This is a genomic window from uncultured Granulicatella sp. (assembly GCF_963528315.1).
Classification (GTDB): domain Bacteria; phylum Bacillota; class Bacilli; order Lactobacillales; family Aerococcaceae; genus Granulicatella.
The window spans coordinates 87,049-99,344 of the sequence record NZ_CAURVV010000001.1; the positions used below are offsets into that span (position 1 = coordinate 87,049).

Genomic DNA, 12,296 nt, shown 5'->3' on the forward strand with positions numbered 1-12,296 from the left:
AAATTAGAAAAGGAATTAGGTCCTATCTACTGGCTTAATTCCTTTTTTTGTTTCAAAAAACATTTACTTATCCCAAATTAACTGTTATCATTCAACTATTATCTTAATAAAAAGGAGAAATTATGAAAAGTTTTATACATCGTTCAAAATTAATATATTTTGCAATTTTCTTAATGATATTCGATAGTTTTCGACCATTACTATTTAGTTTGGATACTTCACTTTATTTGTCAATTGTAGGTCGCATTGTTTATCCTATTTTGTTATTTTTATTTGCAGATAGTTTCTACCATGCAACTAATAAAAAGAAAATAATGATTGGATTACTCCTATTGAGTTGGTTGCTATCTCTTGGATATGTTCTGATTAATCATTTTATTGTACCGATAGGATGGCAAAGTTATAAAAATATCTTTACGACATTACTAATTGTTGCTATGTTCAATGTTGGAACTGATTATTTAAGAAAGTATCGTAAACAATTAGGAAGGAAAAATTATATTCTACGGTTCCAAGGAATAGGAATGATTTTATTACCTTTTATTCTATCGTTTTTAGTATTTGAAATTGGAATGTTCTTTTTGAAACCAACGTTTTCGAAAGCTATTGTGTATTATATCGTGGGAGCAGTAATGTTAATGTTACCAAGTCTCTTTGTAGTTCATACTGGAGTAATGATGGTAATATTAGGTTGGTTATTTTATATTTTTAGAAAAAGAAGAGGAATTCAATATTTATTAATCCTTGTTTACAGTATCTTTAGTTTTCTTTTACATCCATATAGCCTTCAATGGACGATGGTATTCTCAATTATTGCGATTCATTTCATTCATCGAGAAAAGAAAGAAAAAACAAATCCAACTTCAGATATTTCTGAATAAAGTATCATTATATGTTCATGATTGAAACATTAAATTCATAAAAAACACGCTCAGTTTTAAATTGAGCGTGTTTTGATTTGTAAAGATTTAATCGTTATTAATCTTTTTTAAAGATGTTTTTAACACCTTCAATAGCGCCTTCAACAGCATCTTTTGCATCTTCAGCAACTTCTTTTACTTTAGAAACTACTTGTTCAGTAGCTCCTTCAGATTCAAGTTTTTTGTCGCCAGTTAATTTACCTAATCCTTCTTTGATAGAACCAGCAACTTGGTTTAATTTTTCTTCTGCTGACATGAGATTACCTCCATTTATTAGATTTTACCTAATTCAAAGAAGAGTAATCATCATTAAACTAGATAGTAACTAAAGTATATAAATTATGATTTCTAAAAGCAAATTAAATGCTCAGTCAATTTATTGAGCATCCATTTAATGATTAATAAGTCACGACATTAATTTGACCTTTGTCATATTCAGCAATGAAAATATCTGCTACATTATCAAAGCCTTCTTTTTGTAATTCTTCGATTAACCATTCTTCAGATTTACCAATTGTTTCTAAAATTTCTGTTTGAACAACACCGTCTGTAATAATTGGATATTTAGGATTTTCATCGCCCATTCTTACAACAATAAATTGTCCATTTTGTTCAATCACAGCTCTTTTTACATCTTTTAATTGGAATACACCTTGAGAACGTAATTTAAGAGCTACATCTGCAGCAGATAAACCTTTAGAACGACAAGCTTCTGAGTCTAATTTTCCATTTTTAATAATCAATACAGGTTTACCGTCAATTAATTGCTTAATAACTGCAACATTTGTATTTAACCATTTCAATAGTAAGATTAAAATAGTCCAAATAATTAAAATAACAACATACTGAAGAATTGAAATCGAACTATTGTAAATAATCCCACCAATAATCCCCCCGAGAACATAATTTTGTATTTGGTCTACTGCAGAATTAGGTGCTAAATTTCCTTTACCAGTTAAATTAATAACAAATACTAAAGAAATAAGACCTAAAGCTAACTTAATCGCAAGTGTAATAAAAAAGCTCATTATTTTTTAACCTCCACAAGTTCAACATCTGATTTATATAACTCCATCTTCTCTAATAAATAACTATCTTTATTAGAGCCACTTAAAGCACGATAAAATTGATCTCCAACTTTGATAATAACTCCATCAGTCGTAGAAGAAGTATTGACATAAATCTTTTCTTTATCAACCCCTAATTCTTTTGAAACAATTTCAATAAAGTTCAAAGAGTTACGGAATTGATTATTTGAAGATTGATTACTTTGTAAATTAGAAATCCCTATCAAAACAATCGCTACTAAAGTTAAAATTGAAATAATTGATAATTCACGAAACTTACTACCACGTTTATCTTGATAAGCTTTAAAAGCAAAAAATGCAGTGATAAGAATCAGTAATGCAGAAAGAATAACCATTACCCAATCTTGCTGACTGATTTGATTTAACACATATTCATATGAATAAAATTTCATAAAGAACCTCCTTTTTTTGAATGAATTTATTATAAGACATTTATGATATAAGGACAATGTTTTTAGATTATTGGAGGCGTTTTATGAATAAATCTTTACTCATAAAAAGAAATTATGTATACTTTTGTTAAAATTCAAGAAAGAGTGAAACAGAGATGAAAGAAAAACAATCATTAACACTAAAGCAGAAGATATTGGTGGCTATCGTATTTTTAGTTTCTGCATTAGCAACATCGGAAATGGCTCATCTATATATTGAAAAAAACGGAGAATACGAATATTCCATTTTTAGATGGATAATAGTACATCAATGGAGCATCGTCCCTGCTGTTGGAAGTGTCTGGTTATTAAATTGGAAAAAAATTGAACTCATCAAACAAAATTTTTATATTAAAGTATTGCTAAACTGGATTCTCATACTAGCACTGACTTATATTTTAGAAATCGTTGCACTTCTTGTTCTATTAATATTTATTCTTTAAATCTATTAAGGATAGCTTATCAGGAAAAATAAAATAGATTAATCAAAGTACTTTACGTTCAGTAGAGTACTTTTTTGTTAGGGAAATGTGGAAGGTTTAATGCTATACTATGAGTACGAAATGAAAAGATGGGAAGGAGGAAAATAATGAGTGATTTTATTAGTTTTCTAAGTGATTGGTCAAGATTTTTTATTGACATTTTAAGAGATAAATATCTGAAAAGAAAGAAAATTTCAATTGAATCGGTTGAAATCTTCAATAGTAGAAAAACAAAATCTAAAAAGGATTCTTCAAAAGAGTATTTTTCAAATTTAATCTATAATGAATTAAAGTTAAAAAGTGTTAAGAAAGAAGTGATATCTTCTATTGTTTTGAAGAATATAAGTAAAATTCCAAATGATTATTATGATATACAATATGATGCTGGAATTAATAATTATAATCAGAAATATTTGCTATTGGCATATAATAATGGAAATCTAGAAGGCGTATCAAATGAGGTTAAAATAACAGTAAATACCATAGAAGACTCTACTCTGAAGGAACAAACCGTTGAAAAATTTACTATTGCACCACAAACATTGTTACCAGGAGAGGTGAGAAGTACTTCTATAATCAATCTCCAGAGTTATGTTTCAATATTTAAGGAAAATAGTAAATTAAAACATCTTGCGATTAAAGCAGAAAGTTTAAATGGAGAACTATCCACAGTGTATGCTAGTTATAATATTGATGATGAGAAATTTTATACTAGATTAGGGGCTATTTCGAAGAAGAAGGATTATGATGTTGTATTATTTGATTTAAGACAATGTAATGATGAAAAAGAAGTACTTTGTTCTAAAATTATCAAAGGTATTTCTGATTTATGTTTTGCTGTTTTTGTAGATGAAAATTGTATTCTATCCTATAAAATAATGTTGAAAAGCGGAAAAAGAAAAATAAAAAATAACGATACTTACACTTTAAATATCAGGATTCCATTTTATAAACAAGAAAATACAACTTTATATGGAGATTTATATCAATTTGTCTTAGAAAACAATAAGGATTTTGAAGAATTTAATTACAAGTATGATATTATTAAACATCTTAAAAAAAGTATTGTTTTTAATAAATATGAGGAATTTCTACTAATAAAAGAAAAATAATTAAAAAAGATAGTGATATGTAATTTACAGTTACTTAATAAGGTTAGGAGGAAAAATTATTGATTAATATAGGAAATAATACAAAACTATTAAATGCTTATCACAATATTGAAAGAGATTATCTACAGTATTTTCAAAGAGAGTTTGAAATAGATTATGAGAATATTTATAAGGATATGTTTGATGAAAATTTATGTTTATTATGTTCTGCTCTTCACTATAGGTTAATTGAAAATCTAAGACTTTTAAATGACAGTATCAATGGGGGAAAACACTTTTGGGCTGCATCTAGTAGGGCTTTAATAAATGTTATAAGCTTGTCTTTTAAATTTGTAAATACATTAAAAAATGCTGGTGAGAATATTTATATTGATGAATATTACGATGAAATTTTAAAAAAATGTAGAACTTTTTTATCCTCATCTGGTGGAAGTGCTGTTCCTTCAGACATGGAAGTAATTAATATTTATTATGATATTCCAATTTTTATAGCAGGTGATTTTATTGAAATATCTAGTCAGTCTTCATATAAAACTCAACTAAAGGAAATTGGAAAGGGTTCCTATGCGAAAGTGTTCAGATTTTTTGATAAAAATTATAATAAATATTTTGCACTAAAACGTGCAAATAAAAACATTTCTGAAAAAGATTTGGAGAGATTTTATTTAGAGTTTAAAGTAATGAAAGAGCTAAAATCTCCATATATTCTTGAAGTTTATTCTATGGATGAAACTAAGAATGAATATATTATGGAATATGCTGATTGTTCAATTTTTGACTTTATTCAAGCGAACAATCAAAAAATTAGCTTTGAAGAGAGAAGGAATCTATGTATTCAAGTTATTAAAGGATTTGAATATTTAAGTGAAAAGCAAATACTTCATAGAGATATTTCACCAAAAAATATTTTAATTAAAGAATACGAAGATGTCAGGATAATAAAGATTTCAGATTTTGGAATTGTAAAAATAAATGATAGTGTATTGACTTCAGAGAATACAGAAATCAGAGGAGCATTTAATGATTTTACTGGATTACAGCATGTAGGATTTAAAAATTACAACTTTTACTATGAAGGTTTTGCTATATGTAAGTTGCTATATTTCATTTTAACAGGGAAATATAGGTCAATGGATAAATTTGATTACTCTAATTTAAAAGAATTTATGAATAAGGGAAATAATCCTGTTGATTTTGAGAGATTTGAAAATATTGCAGAATTAAAAGAGTATTTTTACAAAATTAATAAATAATGAATTAGAAAAAAATTATGGTGTTTTACTAAATCAGAGATTAATTCCGTAAAAGAATAATTTCTAATATTACTGAGTACTTTACATTTCGTAGAGTACTTTTTTGTTGGGGAAATATTAAAGCATTAATGCTATACTATGAGTACAAAATAAAAAGATTGGAAGTAGAAAAATGGAATTTTTAGAAACAAAAAGATCTATTGAAGAAATGATGCAAAAAGATTATAAAACTTTCGTAACAGCATTAATTAGTATCGAAAAAGACATCAACAATCAAGAGGCATTAGACATGATGTATCAAAAATTTATGAACATAGATGAAATGCATTTATTGAATGATGAATTTGATGAGACGATTGAAGTAGTAAGTGTTTAAGATAAATTGATAGTAAATAGTATTAATAGAGGAATAGTATATGACACAAAACCTGTTTAATTATGATAATTCAAATATTGAAGAAGTTCTTCATTATTCAAATCAAATTTTAAATCGTAAGTTTTCAGATATTCTAGAAGAATACGATGATGCAACTTATAAAACTTATAAAGATTTGAAAAATAGAACACCTAATCAATATGAAAATAAAGAAATTAAAGCAACTTCTAAAGGAAAATATGGGAATTACATAGAAAGATATTATTATGGTTATATTCCTAATAGTGACCCTGAAGCAGATTTTTCAAAGATTGGTGTAGAGTTAAAAGTTACCCCATTTAAAATTAATAAGGACGGTTCGATAGTTGCGAAAGAACGTCTAGTCTTAACAATTTTAAATTATATGGAAGAAAATCTAGAGGACTTTTATGGAACTCATCTGTGGAAGAAATGTTCTAAAATTTTATTGTTATTTTATAATGGATTAATTCCTGAACAAACATTGTTTGATTATATGATTGAGAAAGTTTTTCTTTTCGAATGGTTTGAAGAAGATATGGAAGTTATTAAGGAAGATTACGAACGAATAACAAAAAAAATAAAAGAAGGAAGAGCTCATGAACTCTCTGAATCTGATGGAAATTATTTGTCGACTTGTACAAAAGGAGCAGGAAAAGGAAAAGATTGGAGAACTCAACCTTTTAGTGATGAACCAGCTAAGCAAAGAGCTTGGGAATTAAAGTCTAGTTATATGACTTTTTTAATTAATAATCGTATTTTTAACCATCATGAACAAGAAAGTGTACTTGCTACGTTAAAAGGAACGAAAAAAACTTTTACTCAATTGATTGTTGAAAAAATAATGACTTACAAAGGATACGCAGAAAAAGATTTATATCAATTATTTGAAGTCAATCAAAGAGCAAAAGGGAAAAATAGTTTATTAATTCGAAAAATGATTGGATTGACGGGAGATATTAACCAAACTCAAGAATTTCAAAAAGCAAATATGAATCTTCGAGTGATTAGAGTGGATAAAAATAATTTACCAAAAGAAGACTCCCCATTTAAAAATTACCAGTTCTGTGAATTAGTAGAAAATAATGACTGGGAAGAATCTCATGTGTATAAGGAAATATGTAATAAACGATTTATGTTTGTTATCTTTAAAGAATCAGAAAATGGAGAATATCTATTAGATAATGTTAAGTTTTGGGGATTTCCAGATAGATTAATGGATGAAGCAAAAAGAGTTTGGGAAGAAACAAGAACTTTAATTAGTAATGGAATTCAGTTAACCATTACTAATAAGGGTGTTTCTACTAATTTTCCTCAAAGTCAAATTAATCCTTATATCTTTACGAAAATTCATGCAACGAATACGTATTATGAAATTGAAAAAGGTCAGTTTATTGGTAAAGGTAAATTATCTGATACAGATGTGCTTCCTGACGGAAGAAGAATTACAAAGCATTCATTTTGGATGCCTAAAAAATTTATTCAAGAAGTTTTAAATGGAAAATGGGATTAGCAAATTAGTTGATCAAATGATGGAATCATGGTATACTTTGCTAAGAAAATCAGGGAAAAATGAAAGAGGTTATCATGTCAAAATATAAAGTATTTTCAATGTTTGATGGTGTTGGAGGATTTGTAGTTGGACTAAATGCTGCAAATAAATCCCTAGGTAAAGATATTTTTGAAGTTACAGACACGAATCAATTTGAACCAAGTAGAAAATCTCAAGATGCATTTGAAGTGGGAGTATATAATTATCCAGAAATTAGTCATAGTAATGAAGACATCATGATTGCTTCTGAAAAATATTTTTCAGATATGAAATCAAAAGGTGTGAATATGATTGTTGGAGGATTTCCTTGCCAAGATTATTCAGTTGCTAGAAGTAAAAAGCATGAAAAGGGAATTGAAGGTAAAAAAGGAGTTCTTTTCTGGGAAATTATTCGTGCTGTAAAACAGATTCAACCAGATTATCTCATTTTAGAAAATGTGGATCGCTTGTTAAAATCACCTTCTAAACAAAGAGGGCGTGATTTTGCAATTATGTTAGGAGCCTTTAATCAATTAGGATATATTGTTGAATGGCGTGTCATTAATGCAGCTGATTACGGTGCTTCTCAAAGAAGAAGACGAGTATTTTTCTTTATTTACAAAACAGATTCAGAATTTGCAACAAAACATATTATTGCTGATAATACGGCAGAAAGTTTTGAACAGTATATTTTTGAACAAGGTTTATTTGCAAGACAATTTCCTGTAGAAAAAGAAGCAAATAAAAAGAGAATTTATTCGAATCATTTGAGTGAAGAAGATGTTCATTCTGATGAATATATTGTAGATATTTCTAATCATTTTACTGGTCAAGTTTGGAATAACGGAATTATGAAAGATGGATTCTATTACACTGTAGATACTGTTCCCAAATATGAAAAAGCAAAAACTTTAGGGGAAGTAGTCGAAGAAGCGAAACAGTATTATGTTGAGCAATTTGGTGAAAAGGCTTATGAAGAATATATTGATCAATATATGATTAAGGACGAGGAAAGGATAAAAAAATTCCAATATCTAAGAGGTCCAAAAAAAATTGAGCGTACAAGTTCAGAAGGATTTAAATATACTTTTTCAGAAGGCGGAATGAGTGAAACAGATGAGTTATCATTACCTGGTAGAACTATGTTAACAAGTGAAGGTAGTGTGAATCGTTCAACTCACTTCCTAAAATATGGTGATGGTTTTAGATTGTTAACACCAATCGAAGCAGAATTATTACAGGATTTCCCTTGTGATTGGACTAAATATAAATCATTATCAGATGGAACAGTTGTAGAAGTTGCCGACAGAATGCGTTATTTCTTTATGGGGAATGCGCTAGTGACATCTATTGTAGAAAGAATTGCTTTAGGAATGGAGAACTAAAAGGATGACTAATTTAAGTTGGATATTTTATAAAGAAATTCCAGTGCCGCATGATGTTCAGGAGTTATTAATTAATGGTGAAGTAGCAGAACGAGCATTTAGAACCGTTCGTGATGTGGCGATTTTTACGAACAAGCGATTAATTGTTAAGGATGTTCAAGGATTAACTGGAAATAAGGTGGAGATTTATTCTTTACCCTATAGTTCTGTTCATATGTGGTCTACTGAAAATGCCGGAATGTTAGATTTCACTTCAGAAGTAGAATTATGGACAAGGGCAGGTAATATTAAGATTCAATTGAAGAGAGATATTAATATTCTCACCTTTGAACGTTTACTCGCTGAATATATTTTGTAAAATGATTTACCGTGGATGAATATTGTCCACGGTATTTTTATTTAAAAGAACGTAAGCGACTTTTGCAAAGAGATACTCAGATATTTTTGACGCTTTTATAACCTTAAAAATCCTTTTCTTGTCTATAAAAAATGTTATAACATATGAAACACTTACAGGCTTAAAAATAAATTAAAAAAATTATTAAAAAAGTAAGCTAAAAGTTTGCATTTTATCGAAAAATTGTATACGATATCACTTGTAGATGAGAATCATTCTTATTTATTATGAAAACATAGGAGGCTAACATAAAATGAAAGTTGTAGTAGTTGGATGTACTCATGCGGGTACTGCTGCAGTAAAAACAATTTTAAATGATAACCCAGGCGCACAAGTCGTAGTATATGAAAGAAATGACAATGTATCATTCTTATCATGCGGTATTGCGTTATACGTAGGAGGAGTTGTTAAAGACCCTCAAGGCTTATTCTATTCTAGTCCAGAAGAATTAGCTTCATTAGGAGCAGAAGTTCATATGGAACACGATGTAACAAGCATCGATACAAAAGGTAAATCTTTAACTGTTAAAGATTTAAAATCAGGAGAAGAAAAAACAGAAACTTTTGATAAATTAGTTTTAACAACTGGTTCTTGGCCAATTCTTCCTCCAATTCCAGGACGTGAATTAGAAAACGTTCAATTATGTAAAAACTATAACCAAGCTAAAGAAATCTTTGCTAAGAAAACTGACAAGAAGAAAATCGTTGTTGTCGGTGGTGGATACATTGGTATCGAATTAGTAGAAGCATTTGCTTTAGAAGGTAAAGAAGTAACATTAGTTGACGGATTAGACCGTATCTTAAACAAATACTTAGACCCAGAATTCACTGATATCTTAGAAGAAGACTTACGTGAACGTGGTGTTCAAGTTCGCTTAAACGAAATGGTTAAATCATTCGAAGGTGAAAACGGAGTTGTAAACAAAGTTGTAACTTCAGGTGGCGAATACGAAGCTGACATGGTTATCTTATGTGTAGGTTTCCGTCCAAACAACGACTTAGTTAAAGACCAATTAGAAACAATGCCTAACGGTGCTATCATCGTTAACGACTACATGGAAACATCTGTTAAAGATGTATTTGCAGCTGGAGATAGCTGTGCTGTTAACTACAATCCTAACGGAGGACACGCATACATTCCATTAGCAACAAACGCTGTACGTATGGGTGCTTTAGTTGGTAAAAACATTAACGGACACAAAGTTAAATACCGTGGAACACAATCTACATCAGGATTACACTTATTCGGATGGAACATTGGTTCAACAGGTGTAAACGTAGGTAGCGCACCTCACTTTGGTTTAGATGTACGTTCTGTATACGTGGTAGATAATCACCGTCCAGAATTCATGCCAACATACGAAAAAATCTACATGAAATTAGTTTACGAAGTAGGTACAAACCGTATCGTAGGTGGACAAGTAATGTCTAAATACGACTGTACAGCTTCTGCAAACACATTGTCATTAGCAATCCAAAACAAAATGACAATCGAAGACTTAGCATACGTAGACTTCTTCTTCCAACCAGTATTCGACCGTCCATGGAACTATTTAAACATCTTAGGACAAGCTGCAGTAGAACAAGAACGTGTATTAGCTGAAGGCAAATAATTCAATTAAAAGATGAAACAAAAACGACAAGTATCCCAAAGACACTTGTCGTTTTTTTGCGTTTTTATCTCCTGACAAATCGGTTTTACAGTTGAAGAACCATTATAACCGCACTTCAAATCAAGGAGAGTGAATAGAAACAGAAAAAATTTTCATAGTAGCAATCATATAAACCACAAGAGAGTGGTTTATATGATTAGGAAAAATTGAGACCAAGGCTCAATTTTTAGCCATGAAACCCAAAAGGGTTTGCTGGCGTCCGGCTACAATGAAAATTATTTTCTGTTTCTATTCACGAGTATTCTCTAAAAAAGAATAAAGAGTAGGATTGAATTAGCATTTCTGTTCGTTTCTATGTTACAATAAGTACGTTATATTCCTACAAGAATATAGAACTCAGACATTAGATACAATAACAGAAAAGGAGTTACCAATGAAAAGGAAAATTATGTACGATGAACAAGATTCCCGCATCGATTACGGAATCATCCTACCCGTCTTATTACTAGCATTAATCAGCATAGCGACATTACTATCAACCACCTATATCCAAGTAGCACACGGATCCCTCAGAACCGTCTTCATGCAATTTGCTTGGTACGTAGTCGGCACAATCGCTATTATTGTTATCATGCAATTTGACTCAGAACAACTATGGAAACTAACCACCCTGAGTTACATCATAGGACTCATACTCCTAGTAGCCGTCCTATTCCTCTACGACAGAGGAACCGCAGCCGCAACCGGTGCGAAAAGTTGGTTCAGAATCGCAAGCTTCTCATTCCAACCATCCGAAATCGTAAAAATCTTCTACATCCTGATGCTCGCAAAAGTAGCGACCCATCATAACATGTTAACGAAGTACCGTACAAAAAGTACCGACTGGTATTTATTCGGAAAGCTAATCGCATATGCATTACCAGCGTTATTACTCGTTATTCTACAAAACGACTTAGGAACAACCTTAGTATTCTTAATGATTCTTGGCGGCGTTATGATTATGTCAGGAATTAGCTGGAAAATTTTATTACCATTAATTTTAACAGCCATTTTAATCGGTTCATTACTCATCTACCTAGTAGTGTATAACCGACAATTATTATTAAATATTGGATTCAAAAATTATCAATTCGGCCGTATCGATTCATGGTTAGATCCATATCGTGACCAAGGTGGAGCAGGATTCCAATTATTCCAAAGCTTGAAAGCTATCGGTTCAGGGAAAATGTTCGGTAAAGGATATGGACACTCAGAAGTTTACGTTCCTGTTCGTGAATCAGACTTAATTTTTGCGACAATCGGTGAAAACTTCGGATTCCTAGGAGGAACATTCTTAATTACCGTGTATTTCATTTTAATTTATCAAATGATTCGTGTATGTTTTGATACAAAAAATGAGTTTTATTCTTATATTGCAACGGGAGTAATTATGATGATTTTATTCCACGTTGTAGAAAATATCGGAATGACGATTGGGTTATTACCATTAACGGGGATTCCATTACCATTCATTTCTCAAGGGGGATCTTCTCTATTAGGAAATATGATGGGGATTGGGTTAATGATGTCGATGAGATACCACTTCAAGAGTAATATTTTTGGAGAAGATGAGGATCCATTTAACCAACAAACAAGACAACAACAACAATTACCAGAAGAATTTTTAAAAGCAAGAGCGTAAGGGAGAACAA

At 30.1% G+C, this 12,296-nt stretch carries 13 protein-coding genes; 10 read left to right on the forward strand and 3 right to left on the reverse strand.

All coding sequences use genetic code 11. From position 1 onward, the window contains the following. Nucleotides 1–122 precede the first annotated feature (122 nt). Nucleotides 123–881 (forward strand): TraX family protein, encoded by a 759-nt coding sequence (locus RYK07_RS00455; RefSeq protein ID WP_314851891.1) that lies wholly within the window; start codon nucleotides 123–125, stop codon nucleotides 879–881. Nucleotides 882–978: 97 nt separating this feature from the next. Here RYK07_RS00455 and RYK07_RS00460 read toward each other — a convergent pair whose 3' ends face one another. The 3 genes from RYK07_RS00460 to RYK07_RS00470 form a co-directional block, all read right to left on the reverse strand. Next, entirely contained in the window at nucleotides 979–1,176 is a 198-nt protein-coding gene (locus RYK07_RS00460; protein ID WP_314851892.1) for a CsbD family protein, read from the reverse strand. Nucleotides 1,177–1,318: 142 nt separating this feature from the next. Further along, a complete protein-coding gene (locus RYK07_RS00465) occupies nucleotides 1,319–1,948 on the reverse strand; it encodes a DUF421 domain-containing protein (protein WP_399546148.1) in 630 nt (209 codons plus the stop codon). Continuing rightward, nucleotides 1,948–2,400, reverse strand: a complete 453-nt coding sequence (locus RYK07_RS00470; RefSeq protein WP_314851893.1) for a DUF3290 family protein — start codon at nucleotides 2,398–2,400, stop codon at nucleotides 1,948–1,950. The genes RYK07_RS00465 and RYK07_RS00470 overlap by 1 nt, the downstream gene beginning before the upstream one ends. 155 nt (nucleotides 2,401–2,555) lie before the next feature. On the opposite strand from RYK07_RS00470, the gene RYK07_RS00475 reads away from it, so the two are divergent. From RYK07_RS00475 to RYK07_RS00515, 9 genes are all read left to right on the forward strand, one after another. Beyond that, nucleotides 2,556–2,882, forward strand: a complete 327-nt coding sequence (locus tag RYK07_RS00475; RefSeq protein ID WP_314851894.1) for a hypothetical protein — start codon at nucleotides 2,556–2,558, stop codon at nucleotides 2,880–2,882. A 146-nt stretch (nucleotides 2,883–3,028) separates the two neighbouring features. Beyond that, complete coding sequence (locus tag RYK07_RS00480; protein WP_314851895.1) at nucleotides 3,029–4,033, forward strand: hypothetical protein; 1,005 nt, start codon at nucleotides 3,029–3,031, stop codon at nucleotides 4,031–4,033. 59 nt (nucleotides 4,034–4,092) lie between these two features. Next, complete coding sequence (locus tag RYK07_RS00485) at nucleotides 4,093–5,286, forward strand: protein kinase family protein (protein ID WP_314851896.1); 1,194 nt, start codon at nucleotides 4,093–4,095, stop codon at nucleotides 5,284–5,286. Nucleotides 5,287–5,458: 172 nt separating this feature from the next. Next, nucleotides 5,459–5,662 (forward strand): hypothetical protein, encoded by a 204-nt coding sequence (locus RYK07_RS00490; RefSeq protein ID WP_314851897.1) that lies wholly within the window; start codon nucleotides 5,459–5,461, stop codon nucleotides 5,660–5,662. 40 nt (nucleotides 5,663–5,702) lie between these two features. Continuing rightward, nucleotides 5,703–7,193, forward strand: coding sequence for a Sau3AI family type II restriction endonuclease (locus RYK07_RS00495; protein WP_314851898.1), 1,491 nt, complete (start codon nucleotides 5,703–5,705; stop codon nucleotides 7,191–7,193). Nucleotides 7,194–7,267: 74 nt separating this feature from the next. Next, a complete protein-coding gene (gene dcm, locus RYK07_RS00500; RefSeq protein WP_314851899.1) occupies nucleotides 7,268–8,596 on the forward strand; it encodes a DNA (cytosine-5-)-methyltransferase in 1,329 nt (442 codons plus the stop codon). A 4-nt stretch (nucleotides 8,597–8,600) separates the two neighbouring features. Beyond that, a complete protein-coding gene (locus RYK07_RS00505; RefSeq protein WP_314851900.1) occupies nucleotides 8,601–8,954 on the forward strand; it encodes a PH domain-containing protein in 354 nt (117 codons plus the stop codon). Nucleotides 8,955–9,246: 292 nt separating this feature from the next. Continuing rightward, nucleotides 9,247–10,605, forward strand: coding sequence for an FAD-dependent oxidoreductase (locus RYK07_RS00510; protein ID WP_006702918.1), 1,359 nt, complete (start codon nucleotides 9,247–9,249; stop codon nucleotides 10,603–10,605). Between the two features lie 433 nt (nucleotides 10,606–11,038). Continuing rightward, entirely contained in the window at nucleotides 11,039–12,286 is a 1,248-nt protein-coding gene (locus RYK07_RS00515; RefSeq protein ID WP_020991312.1) for an FtsW/RodA/SpoVE family cell cycle protein, read from the forward strand. Nucleotides 12,287–12,296 lie beyond the last annotated feature (10 nt).